We start from the raw sequence: 19,947 nt of genomic DNA on the forward strand, positions 1-19,947 counted from the left end.
GAGGCGCGGGTGGCCGCGTACTCGGACCGCGAGATCGTCGTACGGGACGGGAAGTCCCGGGACATGGAGCGCGCGATATGACCACCGGCACCTCGCCCACCGCCGCCCCGTCCGAGACTTCCCCGAGACCCATCTCCTTGGGAGATCCCCGCCACGACACCCCCATGCTGCGGCAGTGGTCCGCAGACCTGGCCATGGGCGTCAAGTTCGCGTTCACCGGAGGCCGGGAGGGCTGGATACGTCTCCTGCTCACCGGCGTCGGCGTGGGTCTCGGCGTGGCACTGCTGCTGCTCACCACCGCCATCCCGAACGCGATGCAGACACGGGAGGACCGCGAGTACGCGCGCCTGGCCTTCGCGCTGGTCGGCGAGTTCGGCGCGCGCGCACCCGAGCCGGCCAAGGCCGACAACACGCTGCTCGTCGCGGACGTCTCCACCGAGTTCCGCGGCCGGCATGTCCTTGGCCGTCAGCTGGAGCCCGAGGGCCCCGGGGCGCCGCTGCCGCCCGGGATCAAGAAGTTCCCCGCGCCGGGTGAGATGTTCGTGTCCCCCGCGCTGAAGGAACTGCTCAAGTCCAAGGACGCCAGGCTGCTGCGCGAGCGAGTGCCGTACCGCGTCACCGGCAGCATCGGGGAGAGCGGCCTGATCGGCTCGGCCGAACTCGCCTACTACACCGGCGGCCGGAACCTGGCCAAATACCACGACGCCGACTCCAGCGTCTCGCGCATCGACGCCTTCAACGTGGCGAAGCCGCCCGCAAAGGAGAAGGACCCGGTCCTTCTCCTGCTCGTCCTCACGGTCTTCCTGGTGCTGCTGATGCCGGTCGGGGTGTTCATCGCCGCGGCCGTACGCTTCGGCGGCGAGCGGCGCGACCGCAGACTCGCCGCGCTGCGGCTGGTCGGCGCCGACGGCCGGATGACCCGCCGGATCGCCGCCGGAGAGGCACTCGCCGGAGCCTTCCTCGGACTGCTCTTCGGCATCGGCTTCTTCCTGATCGGCCGCCAGATCGCCGGCTCCGTCGAACTCTTCGAGATCAGCGTCTTCCCGAGCTACCTCGACCCGGCGCCCGTACTCGCCGTCCTGATCGCCCTCGCGGTCCCGGCCACCGCGGTGGTGGTGACGCTGCTCGCCCTGCGCGGCGTGGTCATCGAACCGCTCGGCGTGGTGCGTACGGCCAAACCCACGCGACGCCGACTGTGGTGGCGGCTGCTGCTGCCGCTCGGCGGCCTCGGCCTGCTCGCACAGATGATCGGCAAGGGCAACAACAGCGGCGAATTCAACGAGTACATGGTGACCGGCGGTGTCATCCTGCTCCTCGTCGGCATCACCGCGCTGCTGCCATGGATCGTGGAAGCCGTCGTGGCCCGCCTGAACTCGGGCCCGGTCTCCTGGCAACTGGCCCTACGCAGACTGCAGCTGAGCAGCGGCACCGCCGCCCGCATGGTCAACGGCATCGCGGTCGCGGTGGCCGGCGCGATCGCCCTGCAGATGCTCTTCGCCGGCGTCCAGGACGACTACACGAAGCCCACCGGCCAGGACCTCTCCCGCGCCCAGATGGATCTGTCCGTGCCGAAGCACATCCCCATCGCAGACACCCGGCAAAAGCTCGCCGACACCCGCGGTGTGCGCGGCGCCGTCGCGCTGTCCGACACCCGGCTGGGCGACCGCGCCAAGAAACCCAAAGCGCTCGCGGGAGTCACCGTCGGCGACTGCGCCGACCTACGCGAAGTGGCGAAGCTGCCCTCGTGCCGCGAGGGCGATGTCTTCGCCTTGCACGGCACCGAACCGGAGCTCGCCGAACCCGGCCAAAAGCTCTTCCTCGACCCCTCCCTCGACGGCGACCCAAAGGGTGCGCAGGTGCCCTGGACGGTGCCGCGGGACATCAAGAAGGCCGAGCCGCGCACCGACCCCTCGGGCTGGGAGCGGGAGGGCTTCCTCATGACCACGAGCGCGCTGCCCACCGCCGCGGCCGAGACCTCCAGCGGGATGATCTACCTCAAGCTCGACATGGCGGTCCCGGACGTGAGCGAGATCGTGCGCAACGCCGCAATGAAGATCGACCCGCTCGCGGTGCCCAGGATGTTCACGGAGGGTGAGCGTACCCCTGAGTTCGACTCCATCCGCACCGGGCTGTTCGCCGGCGCGGCCTGTGTCCTCGCGCTGATCGGGGCGAGCCTGCTGGTCTCCCAGCTGGAGCAACTGCGCGAGCGAAAGAAGCTGCTCTCCTCGCTGATCGCCTTCGGCACCCGGCGCCGCACACTGACCCTGTCGGTCCTGTGGCAGACCGCGATCCCGGTCGCCCTGGGCCTGCTCCTCGCCACGATGGTGGGCCTCACCCTGGGCGCCGTCCTGCTGAAGATGACGGACACCGCGGTGACGGTGGACTGGCTGAGCGTCCTGGCGATGACCGGCATCGGCGCGGCGGTAGTCCTGGTGGTGACAGCCCTCAGCGTCCCCCCACTCCTTCGCCTGATGCGCCCGGACGGCCTCCGCACCGAGTAACACAGACGCCCCGTCAGGAGCCCGGAGAACAGGGAACGGTGCGTACAGCTCCACCCCGCCCACCTGATCAGCCGGTCAGGTTGGGCCAGCATCCGGTCCATGGGGTCCGGGCACGCTGGCACAGTGATTCCTCATGCGGTCTGTCAAGCCGCGTGCGCGGTGGGTGGCATGAGTTCGTAGGTCCGTCCGTCGCGGAGGAGGCCCAGAGGACGTTGACGCGGCGGCGGGCCAGGGCGAGGACAGCCTGGATGGCAACTTCACCTGCACGACCAGCTTTACGACATCGGACCGCAGTACGAATCCCGCACACACGACTGCCGTTCACCCGACGCTCATCACAGCCGGTGACTCACGGAACGATCGTTCGCATTCCCCGGCTCCGCCGGGCAGCCGTGCGGGCGCTCCGCGTCGGACGAAGAGCTGACGCCGCGACGCTCCGCGTCGCGGCCGACAGGAGGCGATTCCTCCCCGGCGTGAACGCCGGGGCATCCTTGCCAGAAGCGAGTGACGTTCCTGACGTACACCTGGAGGAGCCCGGCTCGGCGGCGAACCCGGACACCCAGTTCTGGCACATCGTGACCGAACCGAACGGCGGAAAGACGCTGCTCAACAAGTCGGGTGGCCGCGCGGCAGCCATCTGGACGGGGAACGCGACGGTCGGCCAGCGGATCGGCCAGTGGGTCGACGACAGCGCCACGGGCAGCTGAAACCTCGTCAAGACCGACGACGGGTTCTACCGGCTGCAGTCGGTCAAGAACACGAGCCTGTATCTGACCGGCGCGTCCGACGGGGCGCCGCTCACCTTGCAGAACACGGTCTCCGACGGCTCCCAGGACTGGGAGCTCGTCCAGTAGGCCGCCGCCGGGGACAGCGGCGTACGAGCCCGCGCCCGGCACTGCCCGCGGTGTGGGGTGGGCAGTGGATGCAGCCCACCCCCACTACCCGTTTTCCACGGCCGCGCTGATCGTCTTTCGGCCGTCTTCCGCTCTCTTCCCGTCTTCGCGCTTCTTTGTCTCTCAACTTACTTATCTTGGTACTAACTTCTTGATCATTCATCGCGTCAGACCATGCGGAGCGTTTCATGACCGGGCAGAACCCCTATCAGCGCGCCGTCGAAATCGACACCAGCAAGCCGCATCCCGCGCGGATGTACGACTGGTATCTCGGCGGCAAGGACAACTACCCGGTCGACGAGCAGATGGGCCGCCAGATGCTGACCCTTGACCCGAGGGTGCCGGTGATGGCGCGGGTCAACCGCGCGTTCATGCACCGGGCGACGCGCTGGCTGGCCGAGAACGGCATACGGCAGTTCCTGGACGTCGGCACCGGCATCCCGACCCAGCCGAACCTCCACCAGATCGCCCAGGGGATCGCGCCCGACGCACGTGTCGTCTACTGCGACAACGATCCGATCGTGCTGGCCCACGCCGCGGCCCTGCTGCGCAGCACACCGGAGGGGGTCACGGAGTATCTGCAGGCCGACATGCGGGACCCGGCGAGCATCGTGGAAGGAGCGAAGGAGGTCCTGGACTTCGGCCGGCCCATCGCGCTCTCCCTCGTCGCGCTGCTGCACTTCGTCTCCGACGAGGACGGTGCGCACGAGCTGGTCGACCGGCTGCTGTCCGAACTGCCCTCCGGCAGCTGTCTGATGATGACCCACGCCACCGCCGACTTCACGCCGGAGGAGTCGCGGGCGGCGACCGAGAAGCTCAAGGCCGCCGGCGTCACCCTGGCTTTGCGTTCCCGGGAGGAGTTCGCCCGCTTCTTCGACAGCCTCGACCTGGTCGAGCCCGGTGTCGTCGTGGTCGACAAATGGCACCCGGAACTCGGCGAGCCCGTTCCCGGTCAGGACGACGGGGTCATTCCGGGGTACGGGGCGGTGGGCCGTAAGCCGTAGCGGGTGCCGTGGCGGGCCTGGGCCCGGTGACCGCGCCGGGCTCAGTGACCGGGCCGGCCCCGGGGTGATCAGCCATGCCGTGTTCCGCCCGGCTGTGGGGGACCCGCCGTCATGCTTCACCAAGGCGGACATTTCATCTTTTTTGAGAATTTTTACCTTTTCTGGGCGTCAGTCGTTCTGGCGTGCGCACTCGATGGCCGTCCCGACCGAACCGAACCATACGGAGGACGCCATGTCGCTGGTCGAGAAACTGCTGGATGCCTATCCCGCCCAGACAGGGATGCCGCCCAGGCTTCTCGGCGAGGCGGTGGACAAGCTCTACGAGTGCGCCGGCGTCTGTCTGACGTGCGCCGATGCGGCCGCCGCCGAGCAGGACCCGGAAAAGATCGTGATGTCCATCAAGTGTGTGCGGCTGGACAACGACTGTGCCGACCTGTGCACCGTCGCCGCCCGGATCCTGGCCCGGCAGACGGGCTACGACGCGCCGACGACGATGGCGATCATCGAGGCGACCCGCACCGTCCTGCGCGCGAGCGCGGACGCTGCCGAGGAGTTCAAGGAAACGACCTACTTCCAACTGTCCGCGAAGGCGTGCCGCGAGACGGAACAGCTGCTCGGTCAGCTGGTCGAGCAGATGGGCTCCAGCGAGGCGGGAGAGGGATACCCCACCTCACCGCCCAGCGCGACGACCCCGGCCGGAGCGTCCATGGGCGGCGGAACGGAGACGACGGAGAAAACCGGCGGGTCCGGTGCATCCGGTGCGGGCAAGTCCGAGGAAGAACTCCGAGAGATGAACGTCGACGAGCTCCGGGACCTGGCCCGCGAGCAGGGGGTGACCGGTTTGCACGAGATGCGAAAGGAAGAGCTCATCGAAGCGATCAGCGGAAAGCGCGGATCGTAGCAGCGAGCAGCTGCGCATAGGCCGCGCCGATGCGGTCGTCACCTGGCTCCAGCGAACCGGCATCCACCTGCCTCGACCGTTGTGACTTCGCTTTACACAGGTCGACGGGGGGGGACCCGGCGCTCCGCCATCACCGGACGAAGACGCAAGGAGGCCTCTCCATGACCATTCACGCAAGCACCACCAGACCTACTCGTGCAGCTGTCCAGCAGGCCGCGCAGTTGGTCGGGGTGGTCTTCCTGCTCGTCGGGGTCCTCGGGTTCATTCCCGGCATCACCACCGGCTACGACGACATGGAGTTCGCCTCGCACGACTCCGGGGCGGAGCTGCTCGGGATCTTCCAGGTGTCGGTCCTGCACAACATCGTCCACCTGCTGTTCGGGATCGTCGGCCTCGCGATGGCACGCAGCGCCTCAGGGGCACGTGCCTTCCTGATCGGCGGTGGCGTGATCTACCTGGTGCTCTGGCTGTACGGCCTGATCATCGACCATGGTTCCGACGCCAACTTCGTCCCGCTGAACACGGCCGACGACTGGTTGCACTTCGCGCTCGGCGTCGCCATGATCGCCCTGGGTGTTCTGCTCACCCGAGGCCGCCGGTCCGGCCGAGAGGGATCCACCCCTACCGGGGCGGGACTGTGACGCGGCGGAGGACACGCGTCCCACCGAACCCGTGATGATGCGGTGCCCGGCCGGCCTGCGAGCTTTTCAGCGCCACCGCAGGCCGGCCGCACCCATGCCTAACCGCCGCTGCCACCGCCGCCGTTCATGGCCTTGCGGACGGCATCCTCCGTGCGGTCCACGGTTGAACGTCTGCGGACGTGCCGGCCCAGTCCACCGTGGCCTCCTCCGGGTGATAAAGCCTGACGAAGTACCCCTCAGCGAGGAGATCGAACTGCATGACCGGCGGTGCGCCGGCCGAGCTGTCCTTTTCGGCCGCGGCCCCGGCCACCGGTCACGGGCCCGGCCGGGGCACTCGCGGCCTTCCGAGGCCTGGCCCGTGCGGGCCATTCGCCCTCCCATCCGGGCGTGTCCTTCCCACCTCTCGCCCGTGCGGGTCATTCCCCCCTCTCCCCTGCCGGTGGCAGCTGATCGTCGGAAACGACGTGGACGGCGGCCTCCTCCGCACCGGCCGCCCCGCCGTCGATGCCCTCGTCCTCGGCCACGAGTTCCTTGGTGGTGTCCGTTCGCGCACCCTCGTCCGGTGCCACCAGGCGACCGGCGCGGTCCGTGCCGGCCTCCGGGTCGAGTGGTTCGCCCTCGCCGCCGGGCAGGTCCCCGATGCCGTCCCCTGCCTGCGCCTCCGCCTCCGGAACCTCCTGGCGCAGCCTCTCGTCCAGGGACTCGCCCTCGTGCTGCTCGGCCGCCGTGACGCCCTTCTTGGTGACGCCCAAGGGCTTTTCCGGCGGGGAGTAGCCCTCGTCGAGCATGTCGTCGTAGGTGCGCTCGTCCACCGCGTCCTGCAGATCCAGAGGGGCGGCGTCCTCCTGGTCCTCGTTGCTTCCCGTGGGCTGGTAGGCGTCGTCGGCCATGTTCTCGCCGGCCGTGTTCTCGTCGGTCATGGTCTCGTCGGCCGTGTTCTCGTCGCTCATGTCCGTCTCCCCGGCTGGTGATGCTTCCTGCTGCGTCCACCGGTCACGGGCCGGACCAGCCGGCCCGGTATTCCTCCGTGCCCTCGTCGTCCGCCTCGTCCTTGTCGGCCGCCTCGGCCTCGTCCGCCTCGTCCTCGCGGTCGCCCTCCGCCTGCGAGGGGGTGTCCCGGCGCGGGTCGGGGTGACCGGACGCCTCCCGCTCGTCGGTCCCCGGCTCCTGGTGCGGCGCGGTGTTCCGCTCCCGCTCACCCTCTGCCTGGGACGTGGTCTGCTCAGTCATGGTCGGCCCTCCACATCGGATGACGCAGCCGGGTTCCCGCACAGCCGCGCACATAACGGCTGACACGGTCGCGTGGGCGAAACTCCTTCCCGGCCGGGCCCTGCCGAACGTTCAGGGTGTGCTCGGGGGCCGATGGGGCACTCGGCCGCCATGGATGGACTTCGCCACCCCGTCATGGACCACACCCTCTCCGCCCTCTCCGAGGGCTACGCCTGGCTGCCGAACCGCACGCGGGAAAGCCCGGGCCCCGTGGTGCGCACCCGGCTGATGGGCCGGCCCGCGGTGGCCCTGCGCGGACCGGACGCCGTGCGGTTCTTCTACGACGAACGGCACGTGAACCGTCATGGCGCGCTTCCCGAGCCGGTCCTGGGCACCCTGTTCGGGCACGAGGCCGTGCACAACCTCGACGGCCAGGCGCATCGCGTGCGCAAGGGCCTGTTCCTGCCCCTGCTGGCTCCCGAGAGGATCGCCGGCGTGGTCGAACACGTCACCGCGGAGTGGGATGGCGCGGTACCCGTCTGGAGTCGGCGTTCCCCCGTCGTGCTGTTCGACGAGGCGAGCGTGGTGCTCACCCGGGGCGTCTGCCGATGGGCCGGGATCCCGCTGGACGACCGGGACGCTGAGTCGGTGGCCCGTGACCTGATCGCGATGGTCGACGGATTCGCCACCCTCGGACCGCGCCACTGGCGTGCCCGCCGCGCCCGGGGCAGGCAGGAGGCCCGGCTGAGCCGGCTCGTCGAGGATGTGCGGTCGGGCACGGTCCAGGCGCCCGCGGGTTCCGTACTCGAGGACGTGATCCGGCACCGGAACGCCGCAGGCGAACCACTGGATCCGAAGACGGCCGCCGTGGAACTGATCAACGTCATCCGCCCCACCGTCGCCGTCAGCTGGTTCGTCGCCTTCGCCGCGCACGCGCTGCACCGGTGGCCGGAGCACCGCGAACGACTGCAGTCGGACGACGCGGCGTACGCGGCGGCGTTCGTCCACGAGGTCCGCCGCTTCTACCCCTTCGCCCCGTTCCTCGGCGGCCGCGCCGTCACCGATCTGACCTGGCACGACGAGCACATCCCCGCCGGCACGATGGTCCTTCTGGACGTCTACGGGCAGAACCACGACGGGAGCCTGTGGGACGACCCGTACGCGTTCCGCCCCCAGCGGTTCCTCCGACGGCCCGTCGAGCGCGACGAACTGATCCCGCAGGGCGGCGGCGACCCGAAGGCCGGACACCGCTGCCCGGGCGAGGGCATCACCATCGGGCTGCTGGAGGCCCTCGCCGTACGGCTGACCCGCCTCGATTACACCGTCCCCGACCAGGACCTGAGGATTCCCCTGCACCGGATACCGACGCGGCCGCGCAGCGGCTTCGTCGTCACCGGACTACGGGCACCGGCCGACCGGCCCGTCGCCGTGCCATGACCGCCCCGAACCGCGCGTGATCGTGCCCGACGCCCGAGGAGAATGCCCATGAAAGTCAAGGACGCCGTTGTTGTGGTCACCGGGGGGTCGAGTGGTATCGGCCGGGCGTCCGCGCTGGCGTTCGCCCGCGCGGGCGCGTCGGTCGTGGTGGCGGCGCGCGGTGAGAGCGCCCTGGAGGCCGTGGCGGACGAATGCCGTGAGCGGTTCGGCGCGCGCGCCCTGGCCGTGCCGACGGACGTGGCGGACGCCAAGGCCGTCGAGGACCTGGCCGCTCGCGCGGTGGAGCGGTTCGGCCGCATCGACGTGTGGGTGAACGCCGCCGCCGTAACGGTGTTCGGCCCGTTCCAGGAGACACCGCTGGAGGACATCCGGCGCGTGCTCGACGTCAACATCATGGGATGCGTGCACGGGGCGCGCGCCGCCCTGCCCGTCCTGCGCGAGCAGGAGCACGGTGTGCTGGTCAACGTCTCGTCCATCGCCGGTGTGGTCTCCCAGCCGTACGCGCCGGCGTACGGCATGTCCAAGTACGCCGTGCGGGCACTGGGCTCCTCCCTGCGCCAGGAACTGCGTCTGGCGGGAGCCCGGCACGTCAAGGTGTGCACCGTGCTCCCCGCCACCATCGACACCCCGTTCTTCCAGCACGCGGCCAACCACACCGGACGACGCGTGGTGCCCATGCCGCCGGTGTACCCGCCGGAGCGCACCGCGCGGGCCGTCGTCGACGTCGTACGCGTGCCCCGCAGGGAGGTCGTGGTCGGCCCCGTGGGCCGCGCGCTGATCCTGCAGTCCCGTCTGGCTTCCGGTCTGGTGGAGCGGATGATGGCCCTTCAGGTGGACCGCACCCACCTGTCCCGCCACGACACCGCCGCCGCGGGCCCGGGCAACCTCTACGATCCGGCCCCCGGCACGGGATCGGTCGACGGAGGCTGGCACGGCCGCCGCCGAACCGCCGTGCGCCGCACGGCGGCCGTGGCCGCCCTCGCCGTCGGCACGGCGCTGGGGCGACGCGCCAGGCAGGCGGCGGCCCGCTGACGGTGACGCGAGGACGGGTCCGGGACGGGAAGGCCGCGAAGCGGTTGTCTCAGTGGCCGATGTCGTGGTCGCCCGCTTCGACGAGTCCGCTCTCATAGGCGAAGATCACGATCTGGATGCGGTCACGCAGGCCCAGTTTGGTGAGGATGCTCGACACATGCGTCTTGACGGTGGCGGGCCCGATGAACAGCTGGGTGGCGATCTCCGAGTTGCTCGCGCCCCGTGCGACGGCGACCACGATCTCGCGTTCGCGGTCGGTGAGCCGCTCCAGTCGGCCCGCCACGGTGGTGTTGACGACACGTCGCCCGGCGAACTGGTCGATGAGGCGCCGGGTGATCGACGGTGCCAGCAGTGCTCCGCCCTCGGCCACGGTGCGTACGGCGATGGCGAGTTGCTCGGGCGGGATGTCCTTGAGCACGAAGGCGCTGGCACCGGCGCGGAGCGCCTCGTAGACGTACTCGTCCGGGTCGAACGTGGTCAGGATCAGAACTCGCACGTCCCAGTCGGCCTCCCGCAGGATCCGGGAGGTGGCCTCGATGCCGTCCATGCCGGGCATGCGGATGTCCATGAGGATCACGTCCGGGCGGTGCCTGCGTGCGGCGTCGACGGCCTCGAGTCCGGTCCCGGCCTCGGCCATGACCTCGATGTCGTCATGGACCCGCAGGATCATGACGAAGCCCCGGCGGACCAGCGCCTGGTCGTCCACGACGACGACACGGATGCTCACGCGGGCTCTCCTGACGTCGGCAGACGGGCGGCCAGCCGGAATCCGCCGCCGGGGCGCGGGCCCGCGTCGAGGCTCCCGCCGAGGAGGACCGCCCGCTCCCGCATGCCGACGATCCCATGGCCGGGCACACTCCCGTGGGCGGCGGCCGACACGGACTGGACGGCGGTGCCACGGCCGTCGTCGAGCACCTCGATGGTGAGGCCGCCGCTCTCCCGGCTCAGGCGCACCTCGGTGCGGGTCCGCGGTCCGCTGTGCTTGAGCACGTTGGTCAGTGCCTCCTGGACGATGCGGTACGCCGACAGTTCGACGCGGGCCGGGAGGACGGCCTGGACACCACCGGTGACGGTCACGTCCAGACCCGCCTCGCGGACCTGCTCCACGAGCTGGTGCAGGTCGGCCAGCCGTGGCTGGGGGCCCAGCCGGTCGCGCTGGGCGTCCGGCCGCAGTACGCCCAGCAGGTGACGCAGTTCGTCCAGTGCCTGGCGTCCGGCTTCCTCCACGGCTGCCATCGCGTCGACGGCCTCCTGGAGGTTCTCGGCGGCCACCATCCGGGCCGCGCCCGCCTGCACCGTCATCATGCTCACCCGGTGGGCGACCACGTCGTGCAGTTCGCGGGCGATGTGGGTCCGCTCCTCGGCGACGATCCGGCGCGCCTCGGCGGCCTGCTCCTGGCGGAGCCGGGCGGCGCGCCCGGCACGCAGCCGCAGACGCCGGCCGACGTACCAGGCCCCGGCCATGAACACGGCGCCGAAGACGATGTCCCCCCAGGGGGCGGATCGCAGCAGTTCCTCGATCACGAGCGCGGCCGCGGCCGCGGCGATGCCCGCGCCGGTGCCGAGGCGGCTCCCGCGGGTGTCCGCGGCGTATCGCCCGGTGGCGTACAGCGCCACGATCACGAACCCGCCCCCGGTGGAGTAGCTGCTCCCCAGCGTCGGGCCCCAGGCGAGGAGTGCCACGCACAGGACCACGAGAGGTTTGTTTCGACGCCGGTAGAGCGCCCCGGCGGCCACGGCGTACAGCAGCAGGACCGGGACCGGCACGTCGGTGATCGGGCGGACGCGGAGCGAGTCGCCGGGTGCCTCCTCCAAGAACACTGCGGCCAGGAACAGGGCGGCGGCGAGGACGGCGTCCGCGGCCCGCGGCCAGCGGGCGAAGGGCCCGCGGAACCTGCCCGGCAGGCCGCGGGCCGATCCCGGCACGCCGGGGGTCGGCCTCTGTGAGGGCAGCGCCGTCCGGTTCATCATCGCTCCGTCAAAAGGCTTCCGTCGCACTGGCGTTGGTCATCGGGGTGCACCGGGCAGGCCATCGTAGGGCCAGGTCGCAGGCGCGGTCACCCACCTGCGGGCGGATACCGGGCTCCCCCGTCGGGGGGAGGTGCCGCCGCGTCGTCCCCGTCCCGCGCGGGAGCTCCGAACCCCTCCGGTGGCGGGGGACAGCACCGGCGCCGGAACCGACGATGGGATCGCTCAGGAATCCTGCCTCCGGCGCGCGGCTCGGTGTACGGCGGACCGGCGGGGGCGGCGGCCATCTCAACGGGGGAGCCCACACAGTCATGAACCGATTCACCCGCCGCATCGGCAGCGCGAGCGCCAGGCGGCCATGGGTCACCATCGCCACCTGGGCGGTTGCCCTTCTCCTGGTACTGCCTCTGGCCGGAACGGTCGGCGGCTCGTTCGTCGACGACCTGGTCGCTCCCGGCAGCCAGAGCGAGAAGGCGATGGAACTGCTCGAAGAGCGCTTCCCGGAGGCGTCCGGTGGCGAAGCCGTGGCGGTGTTCGCCGTGCCGGAAGGGCAGCGTCTGGACGACCACCGGCCTGCCGTGGAGGCCGCGGTCGCCCGGATCGCCGACGTCGGGCACGTTGCCACGACGGCCGATCCCTTCACCGCCGGCGCTCTGTCAGCCGACGGACGTATCGGATTCGCCAGGATCACGTTCGACGTGCCCGCGATGGACGTGGATCCCGAGGACATCGAAGCCCTTACCAAGGCGATCGAGCCCGTACGCGATGACGGTGTAGTCGCCGAACTGGGTGGCGACGCCGTCTTCATCAACGCCGAGACGGAGACGTCGGGTGCGGAGGCGGCGGGGCTGCTGACCGCACTCGTCATCCTGGTGGTGGCGTTCGGCACGGTCGTCGCCGCGCTCGTGCCGATCGCCCTCGCCCTGGTGGCCGTCGCCGCGGGCCTGGGCAGCGTCACGCTGCTGGCCAACGCGATGGACGTCTCGACCGCCGCACCCACGATCGGCGCGATGGTCGGCCTGGGCATCGGCATCGACTACGCCCTGTTCATCGTGGCCCGTCACCGCGAGAACCGCGCCGCCGGCCAGGACAACGCCACCGCGCTGTCGAATGCCATGGGTTCCTCGGGCGCGGCCGTCCTGTTCGCCGGCGGCGCCGTCATCGTGGCGATGGCCGCTCTCGCCCTCACCGGCCTGGGCTTTCTGACGTCGATCGGCCTGAGCACCGCCCTGGTCGTCCTGTTCGCCGTGGCGAGCGCCTTGACGCTGCTGCCGGCCCTGCTGTCGCTCCTCGGCGACCGGGTCCACAAAGGACGCACAGCACGGATAGCACGCAAAGTAGGCCCGTCAGGCGCAGCAGGCCGCTGGGGCCGCAAGCGCACTCCCAAGAGGCTCGAGGACACGGCATGGTGGCGCTTCGCCCACCGTGTGTCCGGCCGCCCTTGGCGCCACCTGCTCGCCGCGTCCGCCGTCCTGCTGGTGCTGGCCGCCCCGGCGTTGCGCATGGAGACCGGCTTCCCCGACGCCGGCGACGACGCCACGAGCACCACCCACCGCCGCGCCTACGACCTGCTGGCCGAGGGCTTCGGCCCGGGCTTCAACGCTCCCCTGCTGATCGTCGTCGACCTCACCCGCCCCGGCGCCGACGCCGAGGACGTCCCCGCACTGTCCCGGCGCATCGCCGCCGATCCCGGTATCGCCACGGTCGGCGAGCCGGAGACCTCCGCGGCCGGGGACACCGTCGTGCTGCCCACGCTCCCCACTACCGCCCCCGCCGACGCCGAGACCTCCCAAACCCTTGCGCGCGTCCGTGATCTCGTCCCCGACAACGTCGCCGTGTCCGGCATGACCGCCATGACCGACGACCTCACCGAGCAACTCACCGACACCCTGCCGGTCTTCATCGCGGCGATCCTGGCGGCGTCGTTCCTGCTGCTGTTGGTGGTGTTCCGCTCCGTCGCACTGCCACTGAAGGCCGCCGCGGTCAACCTCCTGTCCATCGGCGGGGCATACGGTGTGGTGGTCGCCGTCTTCCAGTGGGGCTGGCTCGGGTTCCTGTTCAACCTGGAGGGCACCTTCCCCGTGGCCTCGCCCATGCCGACGATCTTCTTCGCGGTCCTGTTCGCCCTGTCCATGGACTACGAGGTGTTCCTGCTCTCGCGCGTCCGCGAGGAGTACGAGTCCACGGGCGACACAAGGGAGTCGGTGGCGCGCGGCATGGCGGCCACGGGCCGTGTGATCACCTCTGCCGCGCTGATCATGACGGTGGTGTTCCTCAGCTTCGTCGCCAACCCGTCGCCGCTCGTCAAGATGATGGGCCTGGGCCTGGCGACCGCGATCGTGCTCGACGCGACCATCGTCCGTATGGTGCTCGTGCCCGCGGCCATGGCGCTGCTGGGACGCGCGACCTGGTGGCTGCCCCGCTGGCTCGACCGTCGACTGCCCCGCATGGGCGTCGAGGGCCCCGACCGGCAGCCTCACCCGGAGCCGGTACTCGCTCCCGCGGCCGAGCGTCCCTGAAGTCACGCCCGACGTCCCGCTCCGACGCGCATCCCAACCGCCCAGCGGTCGAGGAGAGTTCCTGGGCGGGACGACTGGGCGACCCTCCAGTCGCCCGTCAGCCGCTGCGCTCCACCACCCTCGCTCTACCGCGGGCCCAGCCCGCGACGACTGCGCCGACGGCGACAGCGAGAACGTAAACGGTGATACTGGCGGCGAATCCACCTGGCAGCCACCCGAGCAGGCCTGCGTTGCCGTGGTCGACGAGCTGGCGGATCGCGCCCTGCGCCCCCAGGGCGAAGAGAGCGACACCAAGGGTCTGCAAAAGGTCGTACTTCACGTGCTGCCCTCCGGGGTTCAAGACGTCTCTGCCGGTGACGGATGCTCCGGGGCGGGAGAGCCCCGGCAACTCCGCGGTCATCGCCCCGGCCATTACAATGCGATCGCACTGTAATACGGCGCGAGCACCGTTCGCAATGCACTCGCATTGCGAACGGCGGGAGAGGAGGCGCCATGCCGAAGATCGTGGATCACGAGGAGCGCAGGAAACGCCTGGTCGAGGCGGTCTGGGCGCTGGCGGTCCGAGGCGGTACCGAGAAGGTGACGCTGCGGAAGGTCGCGGATGAAGCGGGCGTCTCCATGGGGCAGGTGCAGCACTACTACCCTTCGATGCAGGCCCTGATCCGCGACGCGCTCGACCGGGCGGTCCAGGCGGTGAACGCGAGCATCGAGAACGCCGTCAGGACGGCCGGCGCGACGGGCCCGGAAGCCCTCCTCCGCGCATGTCTCCATGCCCTGGTCAGCCCCGACGAGGAGAGCATGCGACTCATGCGGTTCTCCCTGGCGGTGGCGGGACGGGCGGTCTCCGACCCGACGATGGCGCGGGTCCTGGCGCCCGGCGACGACGAACTGCTCTCTTTCACCGCCGGGCTCATCACCGCGGCCCGGCAGGAGCAAGGCGGCGAGCCGCGCGGCGAAGAGCGCACCGACGCCGACATCTGCTGGTCACTCGCCACCAGCCTCGGGGTGGACGTCGCCCTCGGGTATCGCTCGCCGGATGCCGCCAGAAGCGTGCTGGACCATCACATCGATCGGCTCCTGGGATCAGGGCGGCACGAGACGGCCGGCTGACCTGATCGCCGCGCTCGCACAGTCGTCGACGCTCTTCGGGTGCCCGGACCCGGTGGGCGACATGCGGTAGTTCGGCGCTTGTGCCCGTAGCAGGCCCGGGCACCCGAGGTGTTGTCGACTGAGTGTTCAGCCGACTTGTCGTCACGTGTGCTCCACCTGGAGCGCGCCTACTGGATCTTGATGCTGCACCGCAGCCATTACTTTCCGTGGTGCCACCGGCCCTTCTTCTGGGGCAGGTCTTTCGGATCACGCCCTGTGCGGTGCTGACGCAGGGCAAGAAGGATCAGCAGGACGAAGGCGGCGAACGCGGAGCTTGTGCGGGCGTAGTCGAAGGCTTCCCAGCGAGCGAGAATCGCTGCGTGGTCGGGGGGAGCCGAGGTGGCGGCCCACTTCTCGATCTGACCGTTGATGGGAACGTTGCCGAGCCGGGTGAGCGGGAAGGACGTTCAGCGCCACGAGTGCTGCTCCGCCGGCGAGCCGCCGCGGGTCATGATGGCGAGTGTCGTGGAACTGAGCGCCGACATCCCCATGGCCGCTATCGGTAAGTCCGGCTTGTCACGGGCCAGGCGCAGGCCGGACCGGTGCGTTCGACGGGCCCCGCAGCCATACGCCGGGAAGGCCCAGCACGATCTGTGATGCCTGCAGCGTCATCTCGCGCGGGCAGACGGCCGCTCCCCAACCGGTAAGGCAACCCAAGCCCTTCGTTGCGGACTGCACTGCATCCGGTCTCATCCGGTGTTGATCGGACCTGGGTTCGCCGGTCCCGTCCACATGCCCCATCACGAGCGCGCGGCAAGCAGCGTCTCGCGTATCACCCCTCGGAACCAAAACTCGTTCTTTCGACTTTGTCGTCTGATAAAGTCTGTCGAACGGATGCTCCCTGCTTCCTCTTGTCGTTCCCGCGCACCCGCCCCCTGCCGCAGGGGATTGGCGCGGCCCCTCATACGAAAGGACCGTCCCATGCGTGTGTTCACAAACGAACCGGTCGAGAGGATGGACCGGCCCTACGCCCGGCGCTGGTGGGCTCTCCTCGTGCTCTGCCTGAGCCTGCTGATGATCGTGATGGCCAACACCGCCCTCACGGTCGCGGCTCCCTCCATGACCCAGGACCTCGGCCTGTCCAGCACGGACCTGCAGTGGGTGATTGACGGCTACACCATCCCTTACGCCGCCCTGATGCTGCTGTTCGCCGCGATCGGCGACAAGTACAGCCGACGCGGCGCGCTCGTTCTCGGGCTCGTCCTGTTCGGCGGCGGAGCGATATGGGGTTCACTCGTCGACAGGCCGAAGTCATCGCCACCCGTGCCGTGATGGGTGTCGGCGCGGCGCTCATCATGCCCGCCACGCTCTCCCTCCTCGCCGCGACCTTCCCGCGCGCCGAGCGGGCCAAGGCGATCACCTTGTGGTCGGGCACGGCCGGTATCGCCATCGCCGCCGGACCGCTGATCGCGGGCATGCTGCTGGAGAGCTTCAGCTGGCAGTCCACCTTCCTGATCAACGTTCCCGTGGTCGCCCTCGCCATCGTCGGCGCCTTCGTCCTGGTACCGCCGTCCAAGGCCACGCACGCGCCGCGGATCGACTACGTCGGTGGACTGCTGTCGGTGGTGTGGATCGCCGCGCTCGTCTTCACGCTCATCGAGGCCCCGCACGGCTGGGACGCCAAGTCGGTCACCGGCACGGTCGTCGCGGTCTTGGGGCTCGTGGCGTTCGTCCTCTGGGAGCTGTTCCACCCGCACCCCCTGCTCGACCTGCGCCACTTCGCGAACCGTGCGTTCACGGGTGCCAACATCGCCGTCGTGCTGTTCTTCCTGGCGGTCTTCGGCGCCTTCTACTACGTCACCCAGCACCTCCAGTTCGTGCTGGCCCACGACGCGTTGGAGACCGGCCTGCGCATGCTGCCGCTCGCCGGCGCGGTCTTCGCCGGCTCCGTGCTGACCGGCTACCTCACCCCGCGCTTCGGCAGGAGGGCGTCCATCGTCGCGGGCATGGTCGGCGGCACGGCTGCACTCGCGCTGCTCACCCAGATCGACAAGTCGTCGTCGTACGGTGATTTCGTGGCACCCCTCATCACGCTCGGGCTCGCGATGGGCCTGGCGCTCGCGCCCTGCACAGACGCGATCATGGGCACGTTCCCGGAAGAGGAACTGGGCGTGGGCAGCGCGGTCAACGACACCTCCACGGAGCTGGGCGGGGCGATCGGCATCGCCATCCTCGGTTCGCTGCTGTCGACGTCGTACTCGTCGAGCCTGTCGGACGCGACCGCGGGCAGCAAACTCCCGGCCGACGCGCTGAACCATGCGCAGGACTCGGTGGCCGCCGGGTACGGGGTCGCCCAGGAGATCGGCGACCAGGCACGCCGGCTCGCCGAACAGGCGGCGCAGGCGACCGACCCGCAACAGGCCGCACAGCTCCAGGAGCAGGCGAGCCAACTCACCAACGGCGCCCACCAGATGGCGGACGCGGTCGGCTCTTCGTTCGCGGACGCGGTGGCTCACACCAGCCTGGTGGGCGCGGCGATCCTGGGGGTGGGGGCGGTGTCCGTGTCCTTCTTGCTCCCCGGCAAGGGCCGTGGTGCAGAAGCGGGGGCGGAGGATACGACCAAGGCCGGAGAGGGGATCAAGACCTCGGTAGCCCTGGCGAAGGAGCCCGAGATCGCACGTACGAGTTCGTGATCCCCGTCATGTCCTTCGCGTCCCCGCAAGAGGGCCGCTGACCTCCGGGCCCGGCCCTGGCCACCCTGCGCGACACCACCAGCCCCGCTCGGCCGACCAGCACCTCACCGGTCGCACACCCCGCGCCTCGGGCTGACCCCGGGGCGCGCGATACGCCCGCCGCCCACCACAGGAGGAGACGGGGCCGATGACCGCCGACACCGCCACCCGGTACAAGAGCGCGTGCATCCTGTGCGAGAACAACCGCGGCATCCAGACCGACGCCCGCCGCTTCGCCAAGATCCGCGGCGCCGAGGAACACGTCGCCCCCGCCGGCTACACCCTGATCGGACGCACCGTGCTCGGCAGACAGGTTGTACAGCCGGAACCGCTGTTGCGGCGCTGAGCGATGCCCCCGGCCGGCCCAGAGGTCATCCAGTGCTCAGGCCCTGGGGTGCGGCCGGGGCCGGTTCGCGCACGGCCAGGTAGACCGCGTGCACCGCGAGCACGCGCTCGATCTCGTCGATGATCGGCGCGAAGAACTGCTGTCGATGGTCCGCGTCCGTCATCGAAGTGACCGCGAAGTACATGCTGCCGAACGCGGCGAGGAGTGTGGCGTTCCGCAACATCGCGACGGGGATCACGGGGGAAAAGGCAGACATCTCTGGTTTTTCGCCGATCCACTGTTCCGCTGTCTCGGGCGTGACCACCAGCACGCCCAGGGCGAGGAAGAAGGTGAACAGCGTCAGGCCGACCACCGCTGCCTGCACGAGCTGGCGGCTGGCCAGCATCAGCAGCAGGTTGCGTTCCTGCCGTGGGGTCAGCGGCATTGCAGGCAGTTGACCCTCGGGCGCCAGCTGCTCGACCCGCACACCGGCCAAGGGAGTGCCCCGGCACGCCGCCGCGAGCGTGGGCCGGCTGAGGTCCTGCTCGACCCGGCCGATCTCGTCACGCAGGCGGGCAGCGGCGGCAAGCACGGTGATCGCGGCGAACAGCACGACGACGAGCACGACCCGCCACCACGCCAGCCGGTTCATGGCCTGCCACAACTCGCCGGTGAAGAACAGGAACAGCGTGACGAAGAGCAACGGGGGCAGCGCCCGGCCCAGCAGGTGCACGCTGTTGCGCAGGTCGAAGACCGAGTGGCGGACCGCCCGACGCAGCAGCGTGCCGAGACCGTAGGTGGTGGCCAGAAGTGTGGCGACAAAGGTGGCGGCGAAGAAGATCACGAAACCCAGCAGCCCGACCACGTTGCCGCCCGGCGGTGTGACGGCTCCGTCGACGGCGAGCTGCAACAGAGGTACTGCGACGGGCATCGTGGCGTACGCGGCGAGGAACGCGATGGCGGCCCTGCGCGAGAAACGGGGAAGCCGCCGGACGAGAACGGTACTTGTGCCCCACGCGGCCAGCGTCATCACGGCGACGCCACCGAGGAGGATCCACCCGTGCGAGCCTGCGGATCTGAGCGGGACGAGCCAGGCCAGGCTGGCCAGCGCCACGAAGGCCAGCGACGGCAGCATTCGGGGGAGCACATGATCGACGAAGCCGTACCCCTCGATCATCGTGGGTGCACCTCGCCGGACAAGCCAACCTTCGGTTCGGCGTATCACCGCCTGCGGCACCGTGAACGGCATGACTGACCGGCCCTTTGCTCACTATGGATGAACGATCCGAACATCAACTCGACCGCACCTTATGCCAAGACTCGTGACCGACTGGGAGAGGCACCGGTTCGAGTCAGCGACGACTGGTACCTCGCGCTACGCGAAGCCGGCTTGGCTTATGTGGCGGCGCCGGCCTGGCGGGATGCCGCGCTTCTCCGTCAGCAGGTCGAGGATCTCCGCCAGGGTCCGGGCCGGGATGCGGTTGGCACGGGAGAGGCCGCTCCCGTCGTACATCTCGAAGTTCTCCAGCGACACTCCGTACCGCAGGCTCAGCACGTCCCGTACGACCGCCGTGCCGCCCTCGAACGTGGCGGGCTGCCCGGCGCGCAGCGCGGTCATCCGCAGCAGGGTCTCGGCGATGTTGTTGCACCGAGAACCTCCTCTCCCTGCCCCACCTCATCGCGGGCACCGACCGGG

General features: G+C 70.1%; 15 protein-coding genes and 5 pseudogenes. 12 read left to right on the forward strand and 8 right to left on the reverse strand.

All coding sequences use genetic code 11. The features are described from left to right. The 6 genes and pseudogenes from EF387_RS38780 to EF387_RS38805 all read left to right on the forward strand — a co-directional run. A pseudogene (locus tag EF387_RS38780) lies at positions 1 to 81 on the forward strand (ABC transporter ATP-binding protein); the annotation flags it as partial. A 113-nt stretch (positions 82 to 194) separates the two neighbouring features. Next, complete coding sequence (locus EF387_RS38785) at positions 195 to 2,501, forward strand: ABC transporter permease (protein ID WP_128381367.1); 2,307 nt, start codon at positions 195 to 197, stop codon at positions 2,499 to 2,501. A gap of 506 nt (positions 2,502 to 3,007) precedes the next feature. Then, positions 3,008 to 3,355, forward strand: a pseudogene (locus EF387_RS38790) (RICIN domain-containing protein); the annotation flags it as partial. A gap of 227 nt (positions 3,356 to 3,582) precedes the next feature. Next, a complete protein-coding gene (locus EF387_RS38795; protein ID WP_128381313.1) occupies positions 3,583 to 4,398 on the forward strand; it encodes an SAM-dependent methyltransferase in 816 nt (271 codons plus the stop codon). 64 nt (positions 4,399 to 4,462) lie between these two features. Continuing rightward, positions 4,463 to 5,299, forward strand: coding sequence for a four-helix bundle copper-binding protein (locus EF387_RS38800; RefSeq protein ID WP_128381314.1), 837 nt, complete (start codon positions 4,463 to 4,465; stop codon positions 5,297 to 5,299). Between the two features lie 161 nt (positions 5,300 to 5,460). Then, on the forward strand, positions 5,461 to 5,940 hold the full coding sequence (locus tag EF387_RS38805; protein ID WP_128381315.1) for a DUF4383 domain-containing protein: 480 nt from the start codon (positions 5,461 to 5,463) through the stop codon (positions 5,938 to 5,940). A 416-nt stretch (positions 5,941 to 6,356) separates the two neighbouring features. Here EF387_RS38805 and EF387_RS38810 read toward each other — a convergent pair whose 3' ends face one another. Then, positions 6,357 to 6,890, reverse strand: a complete 534-nt coding sequence (locus EF387_RS38810; RefSeq protein WP_420802675.1) for a DUF5709 domain-containing protein — start codon at positions 6,888 to 6,890, stop codon at positions 6,357 to 6,359. 43 nt (positions 6,891 to 6,933) lie between these two features. Further along, entirely contained in the window at positions 6,934 to 7,170 is a 237-nt protein-coding gene (locus EF387_RS38815) for a hypothetical protein (RefSeq protein WP_128381316.1), read from the reverse strand. A 150-nt stretch (positions 7,171 to 7,320) separates the two neighbouring features. On the opposite strand from EF387_RS38815, the gene EF387_RS38820 reads away from it, so the two are divergent. Further along, a complete protein-coding gene (locus EF387_RS38820; protein ID WP_128381317.1) occupies positions 7,321 to 8,586 on the forward strand; it encodes a cytochrome P450 in 1,266 nt (421 codons plus the stop codon). A 48-nt stretch (positions 8,587 to 8,634) separates the two neighbouring features. Then, the gene (locus EF387_RS38825; protein WP_128381318.1) at positions 8,635 to 9,618 is read left to right on the forward strand and encodes an SDR family oxidoreductase; all 984 of its coding nucleotides are present in this window, start codon (positions 8,635 to 8,637) and stop codon (positions 9,616 to 9,618) included. 49 nt (positions 9,619 to 9,667) lie between these two features. Here EF387_RS38825 and EF387_RS38830 read toward each other — a convergent pair whose 3' ends face one another. Further along, positions 9,668 to 10,345 (reverse strand): response regulator transcription factor, encoded by a 678-nt coding sequence (locus EF387_RS38830; RefSeq protein ID WP_128381319.1) that lies wholly within the window; start codon positions 10,343 to 10,345, stop codon positions 9,668 to 9,670. After that, positions 10,342 to 11,589 (reverse strand): sensor histidine kinase, encoded by a 1,248-nt coding sequence (locus EF387_RS38835; protein WP_202918504.1) that lies wholly within the window; start codon positions 11,587 to 11,589, stop codon positions 10,342 to 10,344. Before EF387_RS38835 ends, EF387_RS38830 begins: the two co-directional genes overlap by 4 nt. A 308-nt stretch (positions 11,590 to 11,897) precedes the next feature. On the opposite strand from EF387_RS38835, the gene EF387_RS38840 reads away from it, so the two are divergent. After that, a complete protein-coding gene (locus EF387_RS38840) occupies positions 11,898 to 14,105 on the forward strand; it encodes an MMPL family transporter (RefSeq protein ID WP_128381320.1) in 2,208 nt (735 codons plus the stop codon). Positions 14,106 to 14,202: 97 nt separating this feature from the next. On the opposite strand, the gene EF387_RS38845 is transcribed toward EF387_RS38840, so the two are convergent. Further along, positions 14,203 to 14,424 (reverse strand): hypothetical protein, encoded by a 222-nt coding sequence (locus tag EF387_RS38845; protein ID WP_128381321.1) that lies wholly within the window; start codon positions 14,422 to 14,424, stop codon positions 14,203 to 14,205. A gap of 173 nt (positions 14,425 to 14,597) precedes the next feature. Here EF387_RS38845 and EF387_RS38850 point away from each other — a divergent pair, with 173 nt between their 5' ends. Next, positions 14,598 to 15,215 (forward strand): TetR/AcrR family transcriptional regulator, encoded by a 618-nt coding sequence (locus EF387_RS38850; RefSeq protein WP_128381322.1) that lies wholly within the window; start codon positions 14,598 to 14,600, stop codon positions 15,213 to 15,215. A 197-nt stretch (positions 15,216 to 15,412) separates the two neighbouring features. Here EF387_RS38850 and EF387_RS50220 read toward each other — a convergent pair. Beyond that, positions 15,413 to 15,646: pseudogene (locus EF387_RS50220) on the reverse strand (DUF1772 domain-containing protein); the annotation flags it as partial. 529 nt (positions 15,647 to 16,175) lie between these two features. Between EF387_RS50220 and EF387_RS38860 the strand changes: the two are divergent. Both EF387_RS38860 and EF387_RS38865 read left to right on the forward strand, forming a co-directional pair. Continuing rightward, positions 16,176 to 17,887, forward strand: a pseudogene (locus EF387_RS38860) (MFS transporter). Between the two features lie 187 nt (positions 17,888 to 18,074). Beyond that, a complete protein-coding gene (locus EF387_RS38865) occupies positions 18,075 to 18,272 on the forward strand; it encodes a hypothetical protein (RefSeq protein WP_128381323.1) in 198 nt (65 codons plus the stop codon). 25 nt (positions 18,273 to 18,297) lie between these two features. Here the strand turns inward: EF387_RS38865 and EF387_RS38870 are convergent, their stop codons facing one another. Then, on the reverse strand, positions 18,298 to 19,428 hold the full coding sequence (locus tag EF387_RS38870; RefSeq protein ID WP_128381324.1) for a hypothetical protein: 1,131 nt from the start codon (positions 19,426 to 19,428) through the stop codon (positions 18,298 to 18,300). A 249-nt stretch (positions 19,429 to 19,677) separates the two neighbouring features. After that, positions 19,678 to 19,896 (reverse strand): annotated as a pseudogene (locus EF387_RS38875) (D-alanyl-D-alanine carboxypeptidase); the annotation flags it as partial. Positions 19,897 to 19,947: the final 51 nt, after the last annotated feature.

Origin of the sequence: Streptomyces cavernae, from assembly GCF_004023625.1 — a bacterium.
Lineage (GTDB): Bacteria > Actinomycetota > Actinomycetes > Streptomycetales > Streptomycetaceae > Streptomyces > Streptomyces cavernae.

Coding starts and splice junctions, on each gene's coding strand:
- EF387_RS38850 (WP_128381322.1), top strand. CDS start 14,598: ATGCCGAAGATCGTGGATCACGAGGAGCGCAGGAAACGCCTGGTCGAG.
- EF387_RS38825 (WP_128381318.1), top strand. CDS start 8,635: ATGAAAGTCAAGGACGCCGTTGTTGTGGTCACCGGGGGGTCGAGTGGT.
- EF387_RS38795 (WP_128381313.1), top strand. CDS start 3,583: ATGACCGGGCAGAACCCCTATCAGCGCGCCGTCGAAATCGACACCAGC.
- EF387_RS38865 (WP_128381323.1), top strand. CDS start 18,075: ATGACCGCCGACACCGCCACCCGGTACAAGAGCGCGTGCATCCTGTGC.
- EF387_RS38835 (WP_202918504.1), bottom strand. CDS start 11,589: ATGATGAACCGGACGGCGCTGCCCTCACAGAGGCCGACCCCCGGCGTG.
- EF387_RS38820 (WP_128381317.1), top strand. CDS start 7,321: ATGGATGGACTTCGCCACCCCGTCATGGACCACACCCTCTCCGCCCTC.
- EF387_RS38805 (WP_128381315.1), top strand. CDS start 5,461: ATGACCATTCACGCAAGCACCACCAGACCTACTCGTGCAGCTGTCCAG.
- EF387_RS38870 (WP_128381324.1), bottom strand. CDS start 19,428: ATGATCGAGGGGTACGGCTTCGTCGATCATGTGCTCCCCCGAATGCTG.
- EF387_RS38810 (WP_420802675.1), bottom strand. CDS start 6,890: ATGAGCGACGAGAACACGGCCGACGAGACCATGACCGACGAGAACACG.
- EF387_RS38785 (WP_128381367.1), top strand. CDS start 195: ATGGGCGTCAAGTTCGCGTTCACCGGAGGCCGGGAGGGCTGGATACGT.
- EF387_RS38815 (WP_128381316.1), bottom strand. CDS start 7,170: ATGACTGAGCAGACCACGTCCCAGGCAGAGGGTGAGCGGGAGCGGAAC.
- EF387_RS38840 (WP_128381320.1), top strand. CDS start 11,898: ATGAACCGATTCACCCGCCGCATCGGCAGCGCGAGCGCCAGGCGGCCA.